The sequence below is a fragment of the Exiguobacterium sp. s189 genome, from assembly GCF_018617615.1.
Lineage (GTDB): Bacteria > Bacillota > Bacilli > Exiguobacteriales > Exiguobacteriaceae > Exiguobacterium > Exiguobacterium aestuarii_A.
Genome location: NZ_JACSKM010000017.1, coordinates 1 through 23,134 on the forward strand (window position 1 = coordinate 1; position 23,134 = coordinate 23,134).

22 protein-coding genes are annotated in these 23,134 nt (G+C 46.4%); 15 read left to right on the plus strand and 7 right to left on the minus strand.

Annotated elements, in window-relative coordinates; translation table 11 throughout:
* Positions 1-189: 189 nt before the first annotated feature.
* The 10 genes from KNO99_RS14560 to KNO99_RS14605 all read left to right on the plus strand — a co-directional run bounded on the left by KNO99_RS14560 (position 190) and on the right by KNO99_RS14605 (position 9,826).
* Positions 190-684, plus strand: coding sequence for a DUF3939 domain-containing protein (locus KNO99_RS14560; protein WP_214749888.1), 495 nt, complete (start codon positions 190-192; stop codon positions 682-684).
* Positions 685-808: 124 nt separating this feature from the next.
* Complete coding sequence (locus tag KNO99_RS14565) at positions 809-2,374, plus strand: BCCT family transporter (protein ID WP_214749890.1); 1,566 nt, start codon at positions 809-811, stop codon at positions 2,372-2,374.
* Positions 2,375-2,476: 102 nt separating this feature from the next.
* On the plus strand, positions 2,477-3,154 hold the full coding sequence (locus KNO99_RS14570; RefSeq protein WP_214749892.1) for a hypothetical protein: 678 nt from the start codon (positions 2,477-2,479) through the stop codon (positions 3,152-3,154).
* Between the two features lie 56 nt (positions 3,155-3,210).
* Positions 3,211-5,469, plus strand: a complete 2,259-nt coding sequence (locus KNO99_RS14575; protein ID WP_214749894.1) for an AAA family ATPase — start codon at positions 3,211-3,213, stop codon at positions 5,467-5,469.
* 31 nt (positions 5,470-5,500) lie between these two features.
* Entirely contained in the window at positions 5,501-5,917 is a 417-nt protein-coding gene (locus KNO99_RS14580) for an acyl-CoA thioesterase (protein WP_214749896.1), read from the plus strand.
* A 78-nt stretch (positions 5,918-5,995) separates the two neighbouring features.
* Positions 5,996-6,865 (plus strand): M15 family metallopeptidase, encoded by an 870-nt coding sequence (locus KNO99_RS14585; RefSeq protein WP_214749898.1) that lies wholly within the window; start codon positions 5,996-5,998, stop codon positions 6,863-6,865.
* Between the two features lie 11 nt (positions 6,866-6,876).
* Positions 6,877-7,497, plus strand: coding sequence for a glycerol-3-phosphate 1-O-acyltransferase PlsY (plsY, locus tag KNO99_RS14590; RefSeq protein ID WP_214749899.1), 621 nt, complete (start codon positions 6,877-6,879; stop codon positions 7,495-7,497).
* Positions 7,498-7,671: 174 nt separating this feature from the next.
* Complete coding sequence (locus KNO99_RS14595; protein WP_214749901.1) at positions 7,672-8,442, plus strand: DeoR/GlpR family DNA-binding transcription regulator; 771 nt, start codon at positions 7,672-7,674, stop codon at positions 8,440-8,442.
* A gap of 13 nt (positions 8,443-8,455) precedes the next feature.
* Complete coding sequence (locus KNO99_RS14600) at positions 8,456-9,109, plus strand: copper homeostasis protein CutC (RefSeq protein WP_214749904.1); 654 nt, start codon at positions 8,456-8,458, stop codon at positions 9,107-9,109.
* A 72-nt stretch (positions 9,110-9,181) separates the two neighbouring features.
* Entirely contained in the window at positions 9,182-9,826 is a 645-nt protein-coding gene (locus KNO99_RS14605) for a DUF975 family protein (RefSeq protein ID WP_214749907.1), read from the plus strand.
* 19 nt (positions 9,827-9,845) lie between these two features.
* Here the strand turns inward: KNO99_RS14605 and KNO99_RS14610 are convergent, their stop codons facing one another.
* Genes KNO99_RS14610 through KNO99_RS14620 form a run of 3 tightly spaced genes read right to left on the minus strand, consistent with a single transcriptional unit; the run spans position 9,846 to position 12,718 of the window.
* Positions 9,846-10,073, minus strand: coding sequence for a DUF2188 domain-containing protein (locus tag KNO99_RS14610; RefSeq protein ID WP_214692661.1), 228 nt, complete (start codon positions 10,071-10,073; stop codon positions 9,846-9,848).
* A 45-nt stretch (positions 10,074-10,118) separates the two neighbouring features.
* Positions 10,119-10,991: an NAD(P)-dependent oxidoreductase gene (locus KNO99_RS14615; protein ID WP_214749909.1), complete on the minus strand. Its 873-nt coding sequence runs from the start codon at positions 10,989-10,991 to the stop codon at positions 10,119-10,121.
* Complete coding sequence (locus KNO99_RS14620) at positions 10,988-12,718, minus strand: ABC transporter ATP-binding protein (RefSeq protein ID WP_214749911.1); 1,731 nt, start codon at positions 12,716-12,718, stop codon at positions 10,988-10,990. Before KNO99_RS14620 ends, KNO99_RS14615 begins: the two co-directional genes overlap by 4 nt.
* A 108-nt stretch (positions 12,719-12,826) precedes the next feature.
* Between KNO99_RS14620 and KNO99_RS14625 the strand changes: the two genes are divergently transcribed.
* From KNO99_RS14625 to KNO99_RS14645, 5 genes are all read left to right on the plus strand, one after another.
* Positions 12,827-13,933: an exonuclease SbcCD subunit D gene (locus KNO99_RS14625; RefSeq protein WP_214749913.1), complete on the plus strand. Its 1,107-nt coding sequence runs from the start codon at positions 12,827-12,829 to the stop codon at positions 13,931-13,933.
* Positions 13,930-16,938, plus strand: a complete 3,009-nt coding sequence (locus tag KNO99_RS14630) for an AAA family ATPase (protein ID WP_214749915.1) — start codon at positions 13,930-13,932, stop codon at positions 16,936-16,938. The genes KNO99_RS14625 and KNO99_RS14630 overlap by 4 nt, the downstream gene beginning before the upstream one ends.
* 5 nt (positions 16,939-16,943) lie before the next feature.
* The gene (locus KNO99_RS14635; protein WP_214749917.1) at positions 16,944-17,726 is read left to right on the plus strand and encodes an AAC(3) family N-acetyltransferase; all 783 of its coding nucleotides are present in this window, start codon (positions 16,944-16,946) and stop codon (positions 17,724-17,726) included.
* 28 nt (positions 17,727-17,754) lie between these two features.
* Positions 17,755-18,642, plus strand: a complete 888-nt coding sequence (locus KNO99_RS14640) for an alpha/beta hydrolase (protein ID WP_214749919.1) — start codon at positions 17,755-17,757, stop codon at positions 18,640-18,642.
* A gap of 69 nt (positions 18,643-18,711) precedes the next feature.
* Positions 18,712-19,560, plus strand: a complete 849-nt coding sequence (locus KNO99_RS14645) for a sulfite exporter TauE/SafE family protein (RefSeq protein WP_214692647.1) — start codon at positions 18,712-18,714, stop codon at positions 19,558-19,560.
* 22 nt (positions 19,561-19,582) lie between these two features.
* On the opposite strand, the gene KNO99_RS14650 is transcribed toward KNO99_RS14645, so the two are convergent.
* From KNO99_RS14650 to KNO99_RS14665, 4 genes are all read right to left on the minus strand, one after another.
* Entirely contained in the window at positions 19,583-19,780 is a 198-nt protein-coding gene (locus tag KNO99_RS14650) for a hypothetical protein (protein WP_214692645.1), read from the minus strand.
* 63 nt (positions 19,781-19,843) lie between these two features.
* Positions 19,844-20,374: a biotin transporter BioY gene (locus tag KNO99_RS14655; protein WP_214692643.1), complete on the minus strand. Its 531-nt coding sequence runs from the start codon at positions 20,372-20,374 to the stop codon at positions 19,844-19,846.
* 130 nt (positions 20,375-20,504) lie between these two features.
* Positions 20,505-21,893 (minus strand): argininosuccinate lyase, encoded by a 1,389-nt coding sequence (gene argH, locus KNO99_RS14660; protein ID WP_214749921.1) that lies wholly within the window; start codon positions 21,891-21,893, stop codon positions 20,505-20,507.
* On the minus strand, positions 21,886-23,100 hold the full coding sequence (locus KNO99_RS14665) for an argininosuccinate synthase (protein ID WP_214749950.1): 1,215 nt from the start codon (positions 23,098-23,100) through the stop codon (positions 21,886-21,888). The genes argH and KNO99_RS14665 overlap by 8 nt, the downstream gene beginning before the upstream one ends.
* Between the last annotated feature and the right edge of the window lie 34 nt (positions 23,101-23,134).

Here is a 23,134-nt window from a genome sequence, read left to right on the forward strand (position 1 = left end):
CTTATGTCGGGCAGAACGCCTCAAGCTCGTTGAACATAAAAAAAGACGAACCAAATCGCCATATGCGATTTGGTTCGTCAACAGCCTGAACCTTCCTTTGAAAAAAGGAAGGTTTTTTTAATGAATATGCGAATTTATGGTGAAAGTTTTAAAAGAATCGGGAACAGGAAGACAGGGAGGGGTGTGCTTATGGAGCGGGAAGAAAAGAAGAGTAAGAGTTGGTGGAAGCGTTTGACACAGCAAAAAGAGGTGGATCCTGTTCGAGAAATCGACATCTCGTTACCTGAATTACGTCATGCGATTCACGAGTATGAACAGACGTTGCCAAAGGGCGTAAATCGAACCGTCCTACTAGATGACACACAAGAGATTGACACCAAACGATTGAAGCATCATTTGTCCGGAATCCCGAAACAGCGTTTCTATATGTCGAAAGAGACGTTTCATATCGTTCCGGAAGAAGAGCGTGATGTCATCTATGAGATGGACCAAGTACAGCGTGCCTTAGACTTGTACATGGACCAAGAGAAAAAATTGCCATTGCGGAAATTTGAAAATGCACTGCAACTAGATTTGACAAGACTTCGAGAGGGAGGTTACTTAAAGACACTTCCAAAAAGACCTTATTATGTGGTGGATGAGACGTTAATTGTCTCACTTGAACCGAAAGAAACAACTTCTTGACAAGACACCTATCTATTTTTCAGTAAATGACACATTTATGGACAGTTGGGGTTGAGACTTGTTTAAAAAGTATGTTAGGGTGGAAAACGTATATGAAAATAGAAAATTAAATAGGAGTGATTTTATGGAACGGAAAAGCCGTGTGACGCCTGTGTTTGTCATATCTGCAATCATAACTGGCTTATTCACAATCTGGGGATTATTTCCCGAAAGCATTTTAGGAAATGCTAGCCTATTAAATGTAACGAGCACGTTACAAGGGTGGCTTTCAAACGGGATGGGTTGGTTCTACCTGTTAAGTGCGACCGGATTTTTACTCGTCGCTATCTTTTTAATCTTTTCTCGCTATGGATCGATTCGTCTCGGTAAAGATACGGACCGACCTGAATTCAGTTACTTGTCATGGTTCGCCATGTTGTTCAGTGCCGGAATGGGGATTGGACTCATCTTCTGGGGAGCAGCAGAGCCGTTGCTTCATTTTCATTCACCGCCATTCTCTTCTTTGACATCTGAAGGAGACGCGCGTACTGCGATGCGTTATGCATTCTTCCACTGGGGCTTTCACCCATGGGCAATTTATGCCATGATCGCACTCGCCATCGCTTATTCAACGTTTAGAAAAGGACGCCCTGCGACGATTGGGGAGACAATCGGTTCGCTCGTCCACAACCGCTACGAACAACCTGTGAAACAAACGGTCGATATTCTTGCGGTCATTGCGACGGCATTTGGGGTAGCGACTTCACTCGGTTTTGGTGCTCAACAGATTGCCGGTGGCCTTCATTATCTCATCCCTGGGGTACCGAACGCCTTCGTGACACAGTTGATCATCATCGCCGTCGTAACGGTACTTTACATGATCAGTGCTTCAACGGGTCTTGATAAAGGGATTCGAATTTTAAGTAACACGAACATTTTCTTGGCAATCGTCTTACTTGTCGCGACCATGTTCGCCGGACCGACTGCATTCATCTTCGACTTGTTCACACAAACGGTAGGAACGTACTTGCAACAACTTCCTGGTATGAGTTTCCGTACGGCCGCATTCGAGCCGGTTGAACGTGAGTGGATCAACGGCTGGACGATTTTCTATTGGGCTTGGTGGATCTCGTGGTCACCATTCGTCGGAACGTTCATCGCCCGCGTATCGAAAGGCCGCACGATTCGTGAATTTATTATCGGGATTTTACTTGTCCCTACATCGTTCGGACTCTTATGGTTCTCCGTATTCGGTGGCTCAGCTATCTGGGCTGACTTGTTCGGTGGATACGACTTGATTGGACAAGTGAACGAAATCGGTACAGAAGTCGGGCTGTTCGCGTTATTCGATACGTTTGGTGGTTTTGGGACAGTACTCAGTATTGTCGCAATCTTCCTCATCTCGACATTCTTTATCACGTCTGCTGACTCAGCGACATATGTACTCGGTATGCTCACTTCAAACGGGAAGCTTGTCCCGCCAATGGGAATTAAAATGACATGGGGTGTGATCCAATCATCTATCGCTGCCGTGCTTCTTTACGCTGGTGGTTTGGATGCCCTGCAAGCTGTTGCGATTCTCGCAGCTTTCCCATTCATCTTCGTTCTTGTCTTTATGATCATCGCCTTGTTCAGAGACTTGGCTGATGAGCCGGATGAACGAGATAAATGGCTTGAATCACAGATGAAAGATGACGATAAACTAGGATAATCTGAAAGGGTCTCGTTCGAGGCCCTTTTTTCAGTTAAAAATATTTTGCTTGTCCTCTTAGCTAGTGTAGGATAGTAAGTGAAGAAACGAGGAGGATAGGCTATGAAACAACAGATAAAAAAACGGTTGAGCTGGGTCATTTTGGCCGGCATCCTCATTGTCGGGGCATTACTCGCTTATAATTTTTACGTACTCATGAATCTGAATGGTGAAGAGGGAGAACAGGTTGAACCGTTCTACTCAAATGTCGTGATTGGGTATCAAGAGCGTAAACTTCCGAAAGAAGGGGAAACACTCGAAGAACGAGAGTACCTTGTCACGTATGATGAAGACGGACATTTTGTCTCAGAAGTCGTCATGGGACCAAACGTGGGTGCAAAAGCAGAGTGGGACGGAGAAACGTATTTGGAGTTTAATCCGGACGGAGAAGAGGTTCTTCGACAAGAAACCAATTCCGGAGCAGTCGCACCGCATCCATTCCTATCCCGCGCCACGAATGAACAGATTCGTAAATGGCTAGACGATGGCACACTCGGGTCAAGTGAGGGCGAGACAGATTTAGTCGGTCGAACAGCGCAAGCTTATGTGAAGTCTGAAGCGGCTGAAACGGTTCCTGAAGAATGGGTTCAAAACTATCCATCTATTTTTAGTGAAGAAGATAATAAAGAGACAGTCACATATTATGTCGATGCGAATGAACGGATTTTGCTTGCGGCAGAATCGCGGAATAACGGAAAGTTGTTCCATTCGATTCGAATGACATCTTTTGAATCAAGATAATCCGATGGGGAGCAGACAACATGTCGGCTCCCTTGTCGTCTGAAAGGGAGAACAGAATGAAACAAATTCAAGTTGAACAAGTTCAAACGGATTTGACGAACTGGGAAGCTGGAGAAAAGATTAATGAGGCGGCGCTTTTATCTTATGCGCACTGGTCACGTGCGACTGGGCATGAAGAAGAATTGATTCGTTCATTGACATTGCTTGCTACACATCGACTCGAGCAGAAGGAGTCGATGGACCCGTTATTGAACCGCTGGGTGAAAGAATTAGAGTCGATGAATGCGTTACCTCCGGAATTACGTCTGTTTCAATTGAACGAGCAATTGCGTCGTTCAAAACAAGCGCTTCAAATCGATTGGCCGACACTTCGCGAAGCAGATTACGCCTCAATGAAGGTACAAATTTTGACGGAATATGAGTCAAAAACATCTGCACTACTTGACCAACTCGACCGACTTCACGATGAAGTGGAGGCGGCCAAGTCTGATTTGCGGGACTCAGAATGGCGGGGGCAACTCGAGAAGATATTCGAGGCAATTATCGAGGCGATGCAGGAAGTCGCATCGTTAGAGGATGATACGGCATCTTTACTCGCATCGATGCAAGGGAACTACTTCAGTCGAGAAGCGTTTCGTCGCTTCGGTGAACGCGTTGTGCTCGTCAAAGAGCGACTCGATGCAATCTGTCAGTTGCTACCGGAACGTAAAACGGAGACACGTTCGAGCGCCATCGAATCACTTGAGGAAATGATTGGTCTAGATGACATCAAAGACCGTGTGAAAGCATGGTATCGCTTCCTGCTCTTCCAGAAAGAACGAGAAAAAGCAGGGTTTTCATCGAAGCACCAACCCTCTCTTCATCTTGTGTTTACGGGTAATCCAGGTACCGGGAAAACGACGCTGGCTCGACTCATGGCAGAGATTTATTTTGAACTCGGTTTGCTCAGTCGTCCTGATCTCGTTGAGGCAGATCGCTCAAGTCTAGTCGGGGCGTACGTCGGGCAGACGGAAGAACAAGTGATGAACAAAGTGAAAGAAGCAGAAGGTGGCGTCCTGTTCATAGATGAGGCATATGCACTAAAACGTCAAGATGCGAGTGGCAGTGACTATGGGCAAGCTGCAATCGACACGCTCGTCGCAGCGATGACGAGCGGCGAATATGCCGGGAAGTTTGTCGTCATCCTGGCCGGTTATCCTGAAGAGATGCGTCATTTTCTACTTGCAAACCCTGGTTTACGCTCACGATTCCCCGAATCGAATCACTACGAGTTGCTAAACTATCGGGATGAGGAATTAGTCGCAATCGGTGAAAAAGTGGCACAGGAAAATAATTATGTGTTGACGGAGGAAGCAAAACGGTCACTTCTGACACGGATTGACCGTGAACGAGTCGATTCGACGTTCGGGAATGCGCGAACGGTTCATAACATCTTACTCGATGCGATGTTTAAAAAAGGATCTCGTTTCGGTGCAGATGCCCCTCTAGACGAGATGGCGCTTTTGACCGAAGAAGACTTTGATCAACCCGAAGAAGATTCGAGTCCAACATCGTTGGACGACCTTGTCGGAATGGAAGATGCCAAAGCTCAATTGGCAGAGATTGAAGCACTCGTGAACATCCAAAAGAGACGAAAAGCGCTCGGTCTGAAGACGGCACCCGTCCAACTTCATATGACACTCACGGGGAATAGTGGAACGGGTAAGACAACTTTTGCATATCTGTATGCTCAAATGCTGAAGCGTACAGGCTATTTGAAGCGTGGACATGTCAACGTTGTCAGTCGAGCGGATTTGGTCAGTGGCTATGTGGGACAGACCGCACAAAAAACGAAAGCGGCGATTCGTGATGCACTCGGTGGCGTATTACTCATTGACGAGGCATACAGCCTGAATGGAGGAGCGAATGACTACGGTCGAGAGGCAATCGATACACTTGTCGATGAAATGCCGAAACATGGCGAAAACCTTGTTGTCGTCCTTGCGGGGTATGAAGGTCCGATGCGGCGATTGATTGAATCGAATCCTGGACTAAGCAGTCGCATGAAACGTACGATTCATTTTGAAGATTATTCGCAAGAACAACTAGTCGAGATTGCTGTGAACTATGCGAACCAATTTGGATACGAGCTGGACGAACAAGCGATTGAAGCGTTATCGATTCGATTAAGTGAAATCAATAACGCGAATGCACGGACTGCCTTGTCTGTGATTGATGAGTCAATCGCTCGTCAATCGTATCGACTCATGTCAGAGGAAGAGAACGAGACATCACTCCAACAATTATTAGTAGTAGATATTAAGAGTAAACTATAATACACTAGTAGTAGGAAAGAAGGATGATTCAATGCATACGATTCAAATCCCAGTTAGATATCAAGAAACGGACATGATGGGAATCGTCTATCATGCCAACTATTTAGTTTATCTAGAGATTGCTCGCACCGAACTGTTACGTCAGCTCGGCGTTGAATACAAAGACATGGAAGAAGCAGGATTCGTTTCGCCGGTGACGAACGTATCGATGGATTACAAGCGAAGCGTAACGTTTGGCGATACGGTTCATGTGCGCGTATGGGTCGACCAATACTCAAAAATCAGAACGATTTATGGGTATGAGTTGACGAACCAAGATGGTGAGCTAGTAGGGACAGCCAAGACGACTCATGTAGTCGTCAAGCGAGGAGATTTCAAACCGATTCGCCTCGATCGAGAGTTCCCGAAATGGCATAATATGTACATGAACGTCATGAATCCTGTCTAAGAATCTTCTGTCTTCGTACCGTCAGTATGGTATCATATCTTGACGGTACTTTTTGTTATCTAGAAAGGGGAAAATCGCATGCGTTATCCATCAGTCTTGATGGTTTGCGGCGCCTTGACGTTCATGTTAGCCGGTTGTACGACAAACGAGCAAGTTGAACCGAAAGAACCAACGACACAGTCATCGACAGTAAATCAACCACAAACAGAATCAAATGAATCGGAATCCCTTCAAGAGGACAGTTCGACTGTTAATGAAGGAATAGATGAATACATGCCACCTGTGCACCAAAGGTCGCAATTTGCTGAATTCCGTAATCATACAAGTACGTCAGGGTTCGCCGAAGACATTGAAATCGATGGGATAGCCAATCTAGAACTAGATACGTTAATTTTAGTGAACAAAGAGATTGCCCTTCCAATAGACTATGAACCGTCAGATCTTGTTCGGGCAAACATAGATTTCGTTGATTCTGCAACCGAGGAAAGACAATTGTTGAGAGAGGAAGCAGCTCGTGCCATTGAAGGGTTGATGTTAGGCGCAAAAGTAGATGGGGTTGATTTAAAAGGTACAAGTGCTTATCGCTCTTATGCCTACCAAGTCAATCTTTTCAATGCATATGTAGAACGGGATGGTAAGGAACAAGCGATGAAATATTCTGCTCCACCCGGACACTCTGAACATCAGACAGGTCTTGCAATCGACGTTTCGAGTGCTTCAGTCAATTATCAACTCACACAAAGCCTTGGTGAAAAGGTTGAAGGGAAATGGCTCGCAGAACATGCTCACGAGTATGGCTTTATCATTCGCTATCAAAAAGCGTTTGAAAAAGAGACGGGCTATATGTATGAACCGTGGCACTTACGTTATATCGGTACTGAGCATGCAAAAGCGGTACACACATTGAATCAGCCATATGACCGATATATTGAGAAATATATGAAGTAAGGGGAATTGCGATGCCATATGTGACAGAAATCATGATTATCATTTTAAGTTATTTACTTGGTGCAATCCCATTTGCGCTCATCATCGGCAAGCTCGGCTATCGAGTAGATGTTCGCGAACATGGGAGTGGTAACTTAGGTACGACGAATACGTTTCGAGTTCTTGGGAAAAAAGCGGGAATTCTTGTTTTACTTGGTGACATGGGGAAGGGACTAGTCGCAGCTCTGTTACCACTCTTATTCGGAAGTGAGATGAGTCTGCTGCTTGCCGGAATTCCCGCAGTCATTGGCCATTCTTATCCGATCTTTGCGAAGTTTAAAGGTGGAAAATCGGTCGCGACGAGCGGCGGCGTACTTCTAGCAGCGTTTCCGTGGTTCTTCTTTGTCGTCGTTGGTACGTTTATTGTGACACTTCTCATTTCACGAATGGTATCCCTCTCCTCGATGGCTGCCGCTGCAGTAGGTCTCGTGACGGCAACGACGTACAGTGTGTTGACAAAAGATTGGTTACCTCTGATTGTCATCGTTCCGCTCGCCTTGTTTATCATCATTAAACATCGTACGAATTGGCAACGAATACGAGCCGGGAAAGAACCAAAAGTACCACTTTTTCGAAACAAGCATAAATCTTAATTTCTTTCAGGTGCGTCCAATCAAGACGCATCTTTTTTGTGCATTGTTGTTGATTTACATAAAAAAGAAACAAAATCATGTTGGATTTGCTCGTTCTTTACTTTCAATTTACGTTAAATTTACATGCGTTCGTTACACTAGAAAAGGAAAGATTTTAGTGGAGGAGGCAGGGGTGTGTCTTTAATCGGTGAAGAACGTAAACAAAAAATTGTCGAGTGGATCGAACGAGAAGGTAAAGTGAAGACGAGCGAATTGATTGAACGATTGAATGTATCAGGGGAATCGATTCGACGTTATCTAGAAGAACTAGAGAAAGAACATCGGATCAAGCGTGTTTATGGGGGTGCGGTTCTTCATCAGAGCATGTCTTTTCAGCCGATTGTCATTGCAAACATGGATGGCATCCGCCGTATCGCGTATACGGCATTTCAATTGATTCCAGACGATACGTTACTCTATATCGGTCATGGGGTTGCAGCCGAACAAGTAGCATCTCGTTTACGAGGACGAAACGTGACGGTGGTCACGCCATCTTTAACGGTCGCCAAAGCCTTGTTTGAACAACGGGCGAAAGGTGTGCTTGGTGGCGAGATCCAGTTGTTAGGTGGTACAATCGATCCGAAACATCTCGTGACGACAGGCGAACAAGTTCTCACACAACTCCAAACCTATATGTTCGACCTTGCCATCTTATCTGTTGAAGGGGTCGATTCAACCCTTGGTTTGACGTGCGATGCTTTCGGACTCGCTAGTATCACACAATCGGTGATGTCGCAAAGTCGCGAGACATTCTTATTAACCGACCATACCCAGTTGAACCAACAAAAAAGATATCGGGTGTGCGACTTTTCAAAGGTGACGGCAATCATCTCAGATTTTCCGGAACCACAAGAATTTAAAGGCGTCTTAGCCGAACATGGTGTGGACTGGAAGTTCGCGCCGTAAAAGGAGCGATTGTATGAAAATAGAAGTGATTGTCACAACGTTATCTGAAGCAATCGAGGCGGAGCAACTCGGGGCAGATCGACTCGAGCTGATTGCAGATATGGAGAATGGCGGGATCACGCCAAGTTTCGGGACGATTCGGAATGTAATCGAGCACGTATCCATCCCGGTACATGTCATGATTCGACCTCATACACGTTCATTCCATTTCAACGAAGATGATGTGGAAACAATGCTTGCAGACATTGGTCTATGCCGTGAACTCGGGGTGAATGGAATCGTCTTTGGTGCATTGACAAAAGACGGGGCAATCGATGAGCGGATTTTAGGAGAAGTCATCAAACATAAAGGTGAGATGGCACTAACCTTCCATCGTGCCTTCGACGCATCGCGTGATGTATTTGAATCGCTGGATGTCTTAAATGATTTCCCAGAAATCGATATCTTACTGACATCTGGTGGTGCGAACACTGCATTAGAAGGTATCGAAACATTGATCCGACTGAACGAGCAAGCAGAGATGACTATATTGCCTGGAGCCGGCATCACGACAGAAACATTGCCATCCTTACGGGAACGACTCAACGTCGACATGGTACACGTCGGGAATGGCGTACGAACAAACGGACAGTTGGATGGGGCTAAATTCAAACAACTTCGTGGATGAGTCAAAGCGGAAAACAGTCGAAAGACTGTTTTTTTGCTATAATGAAAGAAAATACAAAGTGTAGGTGAACTCATGCAATCTTCCGTTTACAAACAATATGCGCTTCGAATGCTCTCAGGAAAATGGGGCATATCATTACTCGTCGTTTTGACTGTCATGGTCATTCAGGCGATGATCACATCACGTCTAGACCTATCAACGAATGACCCTGAAGTTCTCATGACTTCTGTGGCACTTTTGTACGGAGCGACAGTCCTTCTCGCGCCAATCGAGCTCGGGAAGAATTGGGTGTTTCTTCAGGTCGCTAAAGATGAGAAGCCTAAGTTCGGCTTATTGATTGAAGCGTTCGGCTCGCTGAGAGAGTATTCACGAGCGGTGATTTATTACGCAGTGTTTTATTTAGGGCTGAACGTGTTGATGTTATTCCTAATTGTGCCTGGCGTCTGGTTTTATTTGACGTATCGCATCACACCGTTCATCATGCGGGACGAACCAGATTTATCAGCATTCCAAGCCATGCGAAAGAGTCGCCTAATGATGAAAGGGCATAAACAGACGATGTTAAAGCTATTCGCAAGTTTTATCGGATGGTACGCGCTCGTCCTTCTTACTGGGGGACTCGCTTACATCTTTGTCACGCCCTACTTACAGACGGCGATTTCAGGTCTCTATCTAGAAATGAAAGCGTCATATCTCGCAAAACAACCGGTCGGGTAATCCGACCGGTTGTTTACGTTCAATGCTGATCTGTCTTTTTCGGGTTAGGGGCGTCTTCAAAATCTTGTTTTTCTTGTTTAGACGCATCCGCATGCCACTTTTTCGCTTGTTCAGTGGCAATCGGTATCGCTTTCGTCTCAGAGTAGCCTTGTGCGAGCAATGCGTTCGCAATATCAATGGCTTTCTTTTTTACAAGTGGATCGAAGTTTTTCAGTGATTCAGGATAGTCTTTCATGTTCCATGGCACGAAAATCGCCTCCTTCACTCCTACTAATTCCACAAACGGCATGATTCAAACGTCTTGATGAAGGTAATACTCGATGAGCGCTTGTGTTCCGTTCTCCCCGTATCCATTTTCTTCGAGAATCGAATAGAGTCGATGAGCGAGTTCGAGTCCAGGTAATTTCACTTGAAGTTCGTTTGCACTCTCGATGGCGAGTGTCATATCCTTAATAAAATGTTTGATGAAGAAACCTGGAGCATAATCTTCAACAATCATCCGTGGAACCAAGTTTTCAAGCGTCCAGCTACCGGCTGCTCCTCCACGAATCGTACGGATGAGCGCTTCGGGGTCAAGTCCTGCTCGTTTACTGAACGCGAACATCTCCGCATTCCCCATCATCGTTCCGGCAATGGCGATTTGGTTGGCGAGTTTCGCATATTGTCCGCTCCCGGCATATCCCATCCGCTCAATGGACTGTCCCATTGCTTCGAATAAAGGTTTTGCCTTATTGAAGGCGAACTCTCCGCCACCGACCAAAATGGAAAGCGTCCCATTTTTTGCACCAATATCTCCACCGGTGACCGGTGCATCGAGCGGAAGAAGACTCCGTTCAATGGCCGTTTCGGCGATTCGTTCGGCGAGCTTCGGAGAAGAGGTTGTCATATCAATCAAGAGCGTACCTGGTTCTGCCGAGTCGAGGATATTTCCCTCCCCGAAATAAATTGACTCAACATCTGATGGATAACCGACGATGGTGATGACGGCATCAGCATCTTGACATACCTCTTGAATCGTTTCGCACCATACTACACCTTCCTCTAATAGCGAGGCAGCCTTCTCTTTCGTTCTCGTATAAGCTTTTACGTCAAAACCATGCTTCATCAAATTTCGTACCATGGATTGGCCCATGACCCCGAGACCGATAAACCCGATTGTTTTCATGTAGATTGTCCTCCTAGTAATTGTTGTGAGACGAGACGCTGATAAAGAGCATTCTCGTTTAAAAGTTGTTCATGTTTCCCAATCCCGCTGATGCGTCCATCTTCTAACACGACGATTTGGTCGGCATGTCTGACGGTCGATAAGCGATGGGCAATTACGAGTGTGGTTCTCCCGACCATCAGGCGATCGAGCGCTTCCTGGACGACGCGTTCTGATTCTGAATCCAGACTCGACGTCGCTTCATCGAGGAGTAAAATTTGCGGATTACGTAACAATGCCCTGGCAATCGCAAGACGCTGTCGTTGTCCACCTGACAAGCGAATACCACGTTCTCCAATCTCCGTCTCGAGCTGATTCGGCATCACTTCGATAAATGACCATGCGTTTGCCATTTCACACGCCTCTTTGATTTCTGCATCACTTACTTCACGTTGAAGACCATAGACGATGTTTGTCCGAACAGAACCCGACAAGACGGGAGAGTCTTGAGCGACATAACCGACGATTTGACGCCATGTATCCCGGGCATATGTTTGAATATCGAGATTACCGTACCGGATTGATCCTTCCGTTGGTGTGTAAAATTGTTCGACGAGCGAAAAAAGTGTTGTTTTGCCGGCGCCGCTTCGACCGACGATGGCGGTCGTTGCGCCAGGTGAAACGTGAAGAGACAGTCCTTGAAGAACGGGTTCCGTCCCATAATGAAAGGTCACATTCTCGAAAGAGAGGTCAGCCTGCTCGATGGATTCTTGATATGTGCTGTACGGTTCAGGACGGACATCTAATAATTCAGCGATTCGTTCAGTTGCGCCACGAGCTTTTTGTAGTCTCGTCAAAAATTCACTCATGGTGATCAGAGGAGTGATGATTTGGAATACATAGAGCATGAATGCGAGTAGTTCACCCGTAGATAAGGCCCCTGTCGAGACACGATACGCTCCAAATCCGAGTATGGCAATCAACATCCCCGTCAACGTGACGTTAAGGAGAGGGATGAGAATGGCTTGAATTCGTCCTTCTTTCACTCCATAATCGAACAACGTTTCGATTTTCACTTTCCCGGTCCGCACTTCCATTTGTTCTGTCGCCTGCGATTTGACGAGACGGATTTCACCGAGCAGTTCCGCAAAGAATCCGGACAGGTTACCGAGCTCCTGTTGCGTTTCTTTTGCAATCACTCGAAGCTTTCGGCCGAGTGGGATGACGATGACAAGCGTCGTCGGCACTGAAAACAAGATGACGAGTGTCATTTGCCAATCGAGCGTGAACAAGATGGCGACGGCACCGATGACCGAGACGAAAGAGGTCAACAAGCGGACACTTTGCTCGGACAACAGCTGTTGCAGCGTCGTTGTGTCATTGTTCAAGCGGGAGACGAGTTCTCCCGATTTGATCCCATCATAAAAAGGGATGGGCAGTTTGATGAGGTGGTCCCACAATGTCGTCCTAAGATTGGCGACAACACGTTGACCAACAATATGTAGCCAGTAAATCGATAACGCGCTCGTGATGACCTGGACGAGAAAGGCAAAGAGAAAATATGCAATCCATTCAGGCGTCAACAGGTCACTACTCCAACGGTCAACGACACGTTGCAGGATGAGTGGAATCGCTAGCGATGCGACGGCTTGAAGAAGCGAAATCAGAATAGCTCCCACAAACAATCCTTTAGGAGGGTTCGCGATTTTAAAAAGTTGGAAAAACGTTTTCCACGTCGATGAATTCATTTTGAACAAACCTCCTCTCTCTTTACTTTCGCTGTTTCAAAATCGGGTGTCAAGACGTCGAATCGAACGATTGAGTCATGCTAGAATAAGAAAGAGAGGTGATACGTGATGAAATGGATTCACACGGCCGATTGGCATCTAGGTAAGATTGTTCATGGTCGTCATATGACAGAAGATCAGCGAAATATTTTATTCCATTCGTTTTTACAAATCGTCGATGAGGAGAAGCCAGATGCAGTCATCATTGCAGGTGATTTGTATGACCGGGCCGTCCCACCCGTCGAGGCTGTCGATTTGCTCGATGAGATGTGGCGAGAGTTGGTGTTGAAGCGTGAAATCCCGGTCGTCGCTATCGCGGGAAATCATGACTCAGCGGAGCGTCTCGAATATAGTTCAAAATTGTTGAGACAAGTAGGATTACATATCATCGGTAAATTAAACCCAGATGCTGGTCCACTTGAAGTGGCCGGAATTCCGTTTTACCCAATCCCGTTTCTTGAGCCGGCACGTGTTCGGCACATACTAGGAAACGAAACGATTCGCACGCACCATGACGCATTAGAGGCTGTCATTGAAGCATATGGACCGATTGAGAAGAATGCGGTCTCAGTGGGCCATAGTTTTGTCGCAGGAGGACTTGAGACCGACTCGGAGCGCCAGTTATCGGTCGGTACCGCCGGACAGGTCGCGAAAGGGCTCTATGACCCGTTCTCATACACGGCTCTTGGACATCTACATAATCGTGATGCAATTCGTTCAGAACGGATTGCATACAGTGGTTCTCTCATGAAATATTCTTTCTCTGAGGTCAATCATGAGAAATCGGTAGATATTTTGGAATGGGACGGACACTGGAAGCGTAGACGTCGAACGTTGACGCCAGAACGGGACATGAGACAGCTCGCAGGAACGTTGGATGAGTTACTCGCACCTTCGTTTTATCAACAACAACAAACCGATGATTATTTGAAAATCGTGTTGACCGATGACAAAGCACTTTTTGATCCGATGGCAAAGCTTCGAACCGTTTATCCGAATATTCTTCATCTTGAACTGGAGCTGTTACGACGCCAAGAACAGACGTCCACATTTGAACGGGAAACGCTAGAACGACAATCCGTCGAAGAGGTGTATCTACAGTTCTTTGAAGCTGTACACGACCGAACGGCCTCGGATGCCGTCAAACAAATGATTGAAGAAGGTGATGTCAGATGAGACCGGTCGAATTGAAGATTCAAGCATTCGGACCGTATGCGGAACGAGAAACGATTGACTTCACAAAATTAGTTGGTCGCTCGATGTTTGTCGTGAGTGGTCGGACGGGTGCAGGGAAGACGACCATCTTTGATGCGATGACGTTCGCATTATATGGACGGGCCAGCGGGACGCTGCGCAATGCGAGTGATTTCAGAAGTCAATTCGCACAACCTGAGTTGAAGACGGAGGTCGACTTTTCGTTTACGATTCGCGGTGACCACTATCGAATCGTGAGACAACCTCAACAACCTCACCCGAAAAACAAGACACCGATCCCACATGAGGCCGTTCTTTATGAATGGGAGGATGGTTGGAAGCCGATCGCGACAAAAGTGAACGAGGTTCAAGAGGAAGTCGAGTCGATTTTACAACTTTCATATGAACAATTCAGTCAAATCTTGTTACTCCCTCAAAACCAATTTAGACAATTGCTCGATTCGAACTCAAATGAGAAACAACAAATCTTGCAATCTATTTTCAAGACGGAGGCGTATCGTGTTTTCCAGGAGAAGTGGGCAGAACGTCTCAGCACATACCGAAAACAAGTCGAATGGGCGGTCGAGCGAACCCGTCTCAAGTTACTAGAGCTCGAAGATGAAGCAATCGAAGAGATTTCGACGAAATCGATTGATGTGATCCATCAGTGGCTAGACGAGCGCGAACAACGTTTGATTACAACTGTTGAGTCCGCAACAGAACAGAAACAGGATCATTCGAAGAAGCTCGAACAGGCGCGTACCGAATTAGAACAAGCGAAAGCGCTTGTCAGTTTATTTCAAGAACAGCAAGAAACCTTGCAAGCTCTTGATTTATTTTTAAAAGGCGAGACAGAACGAAACGAACGTCACGAGTTGTTGCAACGTTTAGAGGCAGCAGCGAACATTCGTCCAGTCTATGACCGATTATTAGAAATGAAGAAACATGTGCAACGACTGACGGTGGAGGAACAAGCATCTTCTAAAAAACTCGAACAATTACAACAAAAGCAATCTTCACTATCGGAGCAGCAATCTGCAATTGAAGAGAATAAACAAGAAATCTTATCCCTTCAAGAGCGACTTCGGTTAATTGATGAGATGTTACCGCGAATGAAAGAGCGCGCGGAATACGTGACATTACGTGAGCAACTGACGAAACGTGCGAAGGAATTAAATGCCTTTTCCAAAGAGGCTCGACTCCAAGAACTTCAAGTCCACGAACAACAATTAGTGAAAACGTTGTCGATTGAACCTGAAGAACGTGCAGTTGATGCGGAGCGACATGTCGACCGATTGATGTATTTGGTCAAACTTGAGGCGAAGGTGAATGAGTTATCAAATCAGCTCTCCACTTGTGAGCGGTCCGGAAAAGAAGTGCAGCGACTGCATGCCATCCAACAAGAAGTAATGACAAAGTACAAACAGCAAGAACAAATGAATGCGGCAAGACAACTCAGTGAAACCCTTCAAGAAGGTGAGCCTTGCCCAGTATGTGGTTCACGTCACCATGATGTCCCACAGTTCGAAGACTTGCTTGAATCTATGGAAAAAGAAGAGGAGGCGAAGGCACGTCTGGAGGAATTGACGACTCGATTGTTTGAAGCAAGATCCGATTATCGTTCGCTCCATTCTCAGCTTGAAGAGGCACGACGAGAATTTGATGAGGTTTCGAAAGATATTCAGGTGGATGGATTATTATCAGAAGAAGTCAAGAAATGGCAAGCGCATGTGGATCGTCTACAACGTGAAGAGCGGACACGTCTCGAGAATGAACGAACGCTTCGTCAGTTAACCAGTGAAATGAGACAACTTGAAGAAGAGCGACGTAACCAATTTGAAGAACGTCAACGTGTCCTCACAGAACTCGAAGCGATACAGCAAAAACTGAACGCGCTCGGTCAAACAGAGGAAACAACGTTAGAAGAGTTACAGACCGAGCGGACAAATCGACAACATCGTCTCGCCATACTTACGAAAAAAATTGAAGCGTTCGACCATGACTTTGAAATCGTCAAAAAGGAAACGTGGAAAGAAGAAGAGCGACTCACTTTAATGCGGCAACAGCTTTCTGAGGCGATGGAGCAATACGATTCACAAAAGACGACCTGGAATAAGCAATTAGAAGTCGCGCAGTTGAACCAGGGGCGGTACGAACAACTAGCTGATCGAATCGATCAGCGAACGAATATCCGTGAGAACTTACAACGTGAAGAAGAGGAAGGTGTCCGGTTACGACACCGCATCCAGATGATTGAGGGGAAATTAGGAAATGTAGCACAACCAGACCTTCAGTCGATTGAAACGAAGGTGAACGAAGCCAAGGAATTATACGAGCGAGCATCAGAACATCTCATCACCTCACAAGAAGCCTTGTCTAGACACCGTCAAATCATCTCCGAGTGGAATACGCTTCGTAAGGACACAGCACGTGAAGAACAGAAATTAGAAACCATCAAGTTGATTGCAGAAACCGGAAAAGGCATCAATCCGCAAAAAATGACGTTTGAAACATATGTACAAACGGCGTTCTTCGACCAGATTTTACATGCGGCGAACATTCATTTGGACCAGATGACAAGCGGTCAGTTTCGACTAGAGCGAAAAGTGGAGACGGCAAAAGGGAATGCTAAGTCCGGACTTGAACTCCTCGTATTCGATGCGTACACCGGTCAATCACGCCGTGTGCAAAACCTTTCCGGAGGGGAAGGTTTTAAAGCGTCTCTCTCACTCGCGCTTGGATTAGCAGAAGTGGTGCAACAGTTGAGCGGGGGTGTGAGTCTTGAAACGATGCTCATCGATGAAGGATTCGGGACGCTTGATGCCGAATCTTTAGACCAGGCAATCGAATTATTGATGTCGATACAAGCGACAGGTCGACTTGTAGGCGTCATCAGTCATGTCCAAGAATTGAAAGATCGCGTCGATGCCCGAATCGAAGTGAAAAAATCTAGAAGCGGGTCAACGATCCAGCTGATTGTGGAGTGATCGAAATGAAACAGATGGTGACGAAGTCAAGTCTCATCAATCATTTGAAAGAAGCAGGAATTCAACGAGGAGAGTCTTTATTTGTTCATACCTCGCTTTCAAAACTCGGATGGGTATGTGGTGGTGCGCAGACTGTAATCGAGGCACTGCAAGAAGTGGTAGGGCCATCAGGACTTCTCATGATGGCGACCCAAACCGGAGACAATTCAGATCCGGCTGAATGGGAAGCGCCGCCTGTTCCGGTTGAGTGGTGGCAGACGATTCGTGCCGAAATGCCGCCTTATGAAAAAGAAAAGACATCAACCCGTGGGATGGGGCGTGTCCCCGAACTGTTCCGGAACTATCCGAACGTTTATCGAAGCGAACATCCGATGTGGTCTGTCGCCGCATGGGGTGAAGAAGCACAAACAATTGTGTCTGGTCATTCGATTGACGTTGGCTTCGGTCCAGGTTCACCAATCGAGCGAATGATTGAACGACATGCACGTGTTCTACATCTCGGGTCGCCACTTGATGCAACGACACTCTGGCACTATGCGGAGTATGGGATTGATGGTCCTACAAAAATGTTCGGTTGTGCTGTAATCGAACAAGGCGAACGTGTGTGGCGAACGTTCGAACATACAGATGTAAATAGTGATCCATTTGGTGCAATCGGCGAAAATATCGTCAAACAGAAAGATGTCCATACGTTTACCATCAATGAGGCGACGTGCTATTTGATTCCAGCTAATACATGGGAGCCAGTGCAACATGCGCTCATCGCACTTCGAAGCTGGTTAAGATAATGAATGTAGAATCGAGGGGAAGAAATAGATGAATCGTTGGATGAAACTATTAAGTATTGCGGTTCTAGTCATCTTACTGGTGGCCGGATTGGCAATTGGTGGAATCTCGGCACATATCGGTGACCAATTAACATCACCTGAGCGAGAGACGTTGACGTACACGCCGAAGTCACTTGGATTGAAGTATGAGAACGTGACCATTCAATCAGAAGAAGGGCATGATTTGTATGGGTGGTGGATTCCCCATCCTACGCCACGTGCGACAATCGTATTTGCTCATGGGTATGGAAAGAACCGAGAACAGGAGGATCTCCCGTTAAAAGAGTTGATTCCCGAGTTTCATGAGCAAGGATATCAATTTTTAACGTTCGATTTTCGTGGTTCTGGGATTTCAGAAGGAGATCGGGTAACGGTCGGTGCGAAAGAACAATCAGACTTACAAGCTGCCATCCAATACGCAAAAGGTCGATCAGAGGGTCCGATCGTACTTTACGGAATTTCTATGGGAGCGGCGACGGCCCTCTCTACGGCAGATGATGTTGAGGTAGCCGCAGTCATTGCAGACAGTCCGTTCAGTGATTTACGGAACTACCTTGAGACAAATCTCCCCGTATGGAGTGATCTCCCGAACGTTCCATTCACACCCGTCATCATGACAGTGACCCCATGGTTCACTGGACTGGATGCGGATATTGTTTCACCGATTCAAGATATCAAATCAATCGAAGCACCGATTTTATTGATTCATAGTAAAGGAGACGATGCGATTCCTGTCTCAGAAAGTGAAAAGCTTGCGAGCGCGCAGGATGGTGTCGAACTATGGGTGACGGAAAACGATGGTCATGTCGGATCGTATCAATCATTCCAGACCGAATACCGTCAAAAGATTTTCGATTTTCTAGAACGATCATTGTGAGCAAAGGGGCGCAATTGGCGCCCCTTTTTGATATGATTGCAAACGAGAACAATGAAAGAAGGGTGCAAAATGGACTTATTACAACTATTACAGTTTCTCTTGCTCGGTACATTGATCGGGATATTGAGCGGCTTCTTCGGAATCGGTGGTGGCATCTTGCTCACGCCACTCCTCCTTGTTTTCGGTTATGAAGCAAGTGCGGCGATCGCACTTAGTCTCATGTTGACGCTCGGTTCGACGACGGCAGGGACAATCTCGCACATTCGTTTACGAAACGTGAACGTGTCACACGCGTTATGGATTGGTGTGTTCGGGATTGTCGGGACTTGGATTGCCACTCCGCTCGTCTTTTTCTTAGAAGGGGTGGACGGCGCGACACTGATCATCTCACTCGTCTACATTGCGTTACTTACGTACTTTGCGATTTCATTCTTCCGGTCGAAACAGCATGTCGAAGGGAGTGTCGGGACAGCTTCTGTACCACGACTTGGGATCATCGGTGTCTTTGCAGGATTTATCTCTTCTTTGATGGGGGTAAGTGGTGGCTTTGTATTGACGCCGCTTCAAGTCAAGCTACTGAACACTGAAATGAAGCGTGCAGTCGGAACGAGTATTTCAGCAGCTCTCCTCATCGTAATTTCAGGCGTAATTAGCTATGCCGTGGCAGGTGCTGAAACGAATTACTGGCATGGACTCGCATTAATCGCAGGTGCGATGATTGGATCTCCGTTCGGAGCCAAACAGTTACAGCGTTTCAGTTCACAACATGTCAAAAAAGCATTAGGTGGCTTCTATGTTACGGTCGCATTTAGTGTGGCGCTCAATCTAGTCGGATGGAATACAGCTTCACTTATACTTCTCGTCACACTAGCACTTCTCTTTATCATCACGCTCATCATTCGACCACGCAAAAAATAAAACCCCGTCTTTGGACGGGGTTTTAACGTCTGGCGATATGGTCAATGTTTTCTTGAATCTCTCCAACTTTCGCTTTTGCTTCGCGGAGTCTGCGCTCAAATGCTTCTGTGTCACGTTTCTCATGAGACGACTTGTCAACTCCTTGACGTTGCCCTTTGTCAGAGCGTTGATAAAAGTGGGTCGCTTTTTGTAAGCGTTTTTTAAACGTCGAGTCGCTCATAGGGACACCCCCTTCCATACTTCATTTATTCCACATATGGAAACGGGCGAAACGTTCGAACGTTTAAGAAGCGAGGGAACGACGAATTTGAACGTTCTGAGAAATTTTCACAGCTAAGATTGCAGCAAGTACGGCTTTGAGTGAATCTCCAAGAATAAACGGGATATTCACCTTGAGCGCATCAATGAACGACATACCGAGAACGATCTCGAGCCCGATGCTTCCAAGTAGGTATACAAGCCCCAAACCGAATAACAAGTTGTAGCCAATCAATGCTGGGATGGAGCGATGGCGCTCGCTGAACCAGCCAATGAAGAAAGCGGCGATTGGAAATCCAATTAAATATCCGACGGTTGGTCCAACGAAGGGAGCAAGACCTCCTTGACCACTCAGTACGGGAAGTCCGATCAAGCCGAGTAGGAGGTAGACGATGACTGCCAAAAATCCTTTTCGTGCACCGAATACGCCGGCGATTGTCATGATGGCAAGTGTTTGAAGGGTGATCGGAACGGGTCCGATCGGTATTTCGATGAAACCGACACTTGCGATAAGTGCTGCCCCGAAGGCGATTTGAGTCATATCTTGAATCTTCATATGTAAACCCCTTTTCAGTTAACGTTAACAATATAAAAGTTAACATGAGTTTATAGAGTTGGCAAGTCATTTCTTGAGTCTAGGTCAACAAAAAAACCTCGTCTCAGCAATCATACTGAGACAAGGGTCATTAAGAAGAAGGTATGACATTCATACATACCGAAGCTTCTTTCAACTGTTCGCGAACGGCATCGAAGCCTGTACCGCCATAACTATTACGTCGCGCGACCGCTTGTTCAGGGGTCAAAGCGTGATACACATCCTCTTCAATCAAGTCAGAATGTGTTTGGAACACAGACATGGGGAGTTCACGTAAATATAAGCGTTCATCGACGCAGTATTTGACGAGTTTCCCAGTTACTTCATGCGCTTCACGGAACGGCATACCTTTTGCCGTCAAATAATCAGCAAGTTCAGTGGCGTTTGAAAAATCGCGCTCTGTTGCTTGCTTCATCGTGTCTGGATGGAACGTCAATTCGTTCATCATCCCGGCCATGATGCTGAGTGAGCCTTGAACAGTCTTGACCGTGTCAAACATGCCTTCTTTATCCTCTTGCAAATCTTTATTATAAGCGAGCGGAAGTCCTTTCATAAGTGTCAACAATCCCATCAAGTTTCCGATGACGCGTCCCGATTTCCCACGTACGAGTTCAGCCATGTCTGGGTTTTTCTTCTGTGGCATCATACTCGATCCGGTAGAGAATGTATCGGACACAGTAATGAAGCGGTATTCTTCACTAGCCCAAAGAATCAACTCCTCACAAAAGCGCGAGAGGTGCATCATAAGCATCGACGCGTTCGATAAGAATTCGAGAATGAAATCACGATCGCTCACTGCGTCTAAGCTGTTCGGATAGACTCGGTCAAAGCCGAGAAGTTCAGCTGAACGGACTCGGTCAATCGGGAACGTCGTCCCTGCGAGCGCACCTGCTCCAAGAGGAGACCAGTCAATTCGCTTCAAACTGTCTGTGAAGCGTTCTTTGTCGCGTTCGAGCATCCAAAAATAGGCGAGCAAATGATGTGCCAAAGAGATTGGCTGTGCACGTTGGAGATGCGTATAGCCAGGCATGATCGTCTCTACGTTTACTGAAGCGTGTGCATGCAACTCACGTTGAAGTGATTCAATCAATTGAATCACTTCTTTCACACGTGCTTTCAAGTAAAGATGCATGTCTGTCGCGACTTGATCGTTACGACTACGTGCCGTATGCATTTTTCCGGCAACCGGGCCAATCTCTTCATGAAGCAAAGCCTCTAAATTCATATGGATGTCTTCATGATATACTTCGAACGCCAACTCGCTAGCGATGGCCTTCTGCTTGAGTTGTTGTAATCCCTCAAGAATTTGAGTGACTTCCTCTTTTGAAAGGATGTTTTGGTCTCCGAGCATCGTCACATGTGCCATGCTACCTTCTAAATCTTCAAGGACGAGTTGAGCGTCGAACTCAATCGAGGCGCCGAACGCATCGACCCAATCACTCGCCGTCTTTTCAAAACGTCCTCCCCATAATTTACTCATGAATGAACGCTCCTTTTTCCATCAATACCTCTGACTGAACTTTTGTCGGCAATCCCCAAAGCTTGATAAATCCGACAGCGGCTTGTTGATCAAACGTGTCCGCCGAAGTATATGTCGCAAGCTCCTCATCATATAGTGAAATCGGTGACTTACGACCGTCTACGATTGCTTGGCCTTTGAAGAGTTTTATCCGAACGGTACCTGTGACAGTTTGCTGTGTCTCATCGATGAATGCGAGTAGTGCTTTTGTGAGAGGTGAATACCACAGTCCGTTATAAATCGTCTCAGTCAATTTTTGTTCGACGATTGGTTTGAAATGAGCCACTTCACGTACGAGTGTCAATGCCTCAAGGGCCTTATGGGCCGTGATCAGCGTCATCGCGCCAGGAGCCTCATATACTTCACGTGATTTGATGCCGACGACACGGTTCTCAATGTGGTCGATTTTACCGACACCATGCGCCCCGGCGACGATATTTAACTCTTTTAAAAGATCTGTGAACGATTGGTTCTTCCCATTGATGGCTACCGGTACCCCATTCTTAAATTCGATTTCAAGATATGTCGGTTCATGAGGTGTATCTTCAAGTGCTGCTGTTAACTCATAAGCACTTTCCGGCGGTGCCGCCCAAGGGTCTTCTAAAATGCCACATTCAATCGCCCGTCCCCAGATGTTTTGATCGATAGAGAAAGGTTCTTCTTGAACGATTGGAATAGGGATATTGTGTTTTGCCGCGTATGCAATCTCTTCTTCACGTGACCATTTCCATTCCCGTACCGGTGCAACGATTTCAAGTGACGGATCGAGTGCATGGATGGACACTTCGAAACGAACTTGGTCGTTTCCTTTTCCTGTACATCCGTGGGCCACAGCGACTGCACCTTCTGCTTGTGCCACTTCGACCAACTTCTTCGAGATAAGTGGGCGTGATAGAGCAGATACGAGCGGATATACACCTTCATACAATGTATGCGCCTGCATCGAGTAGCGTGCGAATTCGCTCACGAATTCATCGACAGCGTCGATGACGATTGATTTTTTTGCCCCGACTTTCATCGCTTTTTGTTGAATCTTCTCTAAATCTTTTCCTTCCCCAACGTTTAAACATACCGCAATGACATCATATCCTTGTTCATCCAACCATTTGATTGCAACCGATGTATCAAGTCCACCTGAGTAAGCCAATACGAGTTTCTGTTTCAAAATGTAAGCACCCCTTATGAATAATTATTAATCTTTG

Excerpts from the sequence above, each read along its gene's own strand:
- KNO99_RS14645 (WP_214692647.1), top strand. The coding sequence starts at position 18,712 with ATGGACTTATTACAACTATTACAGTTTCTCTTGCTCGGTACATTGATC.
- KNO99_RS14575 (WP_214749894.1), top strand. The coding sequence starts at position 3,211 with ATGAAACAAATTCAAGTTGAACAAGTTCAAACGGATTTGACGAACTGG.
- KNO99_RS14625 (WP_214749913.1), top strand. The coding sequence starts at position 12,827 with ATGAAATGGATTCACACGGCCGATTGGCATCTAGGTAAGATTGTTCAT.
- KNO99_RS14600 (WP_214749904.1), top strand. The coding sequence starts at position 8,456 with ATGAAAATAGAAGTGATTGTCACAACGTTATCTGAAGCAATCGAGGCG.
- KNO99_RS14570 (WP_214749892.1), top strand. The coding sequence starts at position 2,477 with ATGAAACAACAGATAAAAAAACGGTTGAGCTGGGTCATTTTGGCCGGC.
- KNO99_RS14605 (WP_214749907.1), top strand. The coding sequence starts at position 9,182 with ATGCAATCTTCCGTTTACAAACAATATGCGCTTCGAATGCTCTCAGGA.
- KNO99_RS14640 (WP_214749919.1), top strand. The coding sequence starts at position 17,755 with ATGAATCGTTGGATGAAACTATTAAGTATTGCGGTTCTAGTCATCTTA.
- KNO99_RS14585 (WP_214749898.1), top strand. The coding sequence starts at position 5,996 with ATGCGTTATCCATCAGTCTTGATGGTTTGCGGCGCCTTGACGTTCATG.
- KNO99_RS14630 (WP_214749915.1), top strand. The coding sequence starts at position 13,930 with ATGAGACCGGTCGAATTGAAGATTCAAGCATTCGGACCGTATGCGGAA.
- KNO99_RS14655 (WP_214692643.1), bottom strand. The coding sequence starts at position 20,374 with ATGAAGATTCAAGATATGACTCAAATCGCCTTCGGGGCAGCACTTATC.
- KNO99_RS14615 (WP_214749909.1), bottom strand. The coding sequence starts at position 10,991 with ATGAAAACAATCGGGTTTATCGGTCTCGGGGTCATGGGCCAATCCATG.
- plsY (WP_214749899.1), top strand. The coding sequence starts at position 6,877 with ATGCCATATGTGACAGAAATCATGATTATCATTTTAAGTTATTTACTT.
- KNO99_RS14565 (WP_214749890.1), top strand. The coding sequence starts at position 809 with ATGGAACGGAAAAGCCGTGTGACGCCTGTGTTTGTCATATCTGCAATC.
- KNO99_RS14620 (WP_214749911.1), bottom strand. The coding sequence starts at position 12,718 with ATGAATTCATCGACGTGGAAAACGTTTTTCCAACTTTTTAAAATCGCG.
- KNO99_RS14635 (WP_214749917.1), top strand. The coding sequence starts at position 16,944 with ATGAAACAGATGGTGACGAAGTCAAGTCTCATCAATCATTTGAAAGAA.
- KNO99_RS14650 (WP_214692645.1), bottom strand. The coding sequence starts at position 19,780 with ATGAGCGACTCGACGTTTAAAAAACGCTTACAAAAAGCGACCCACTTT.
- KNO99_RS14560 (WP_214749888.1), top strand. The coding sequence starts at position 190 with ATGGAGCGGGAAGAAAAGAAGAGTAAGAGTTGGTGGAAGCGTTTGACA.
- KNO99_RS14580 (WP_214749896.1), top strand. The coding sequence starts at position 5,501 with ATGCATACGATTCAAATCCCAGTTAGATATCAAGAAACGGACATGATG.
- argH (WP_214749921.1), bottom strand. The coding sequence starts at position 21,893 with ATGAGTAAATTATGGGGAGGACGTTTTGAAAAGACGGCGAGTGATTGG.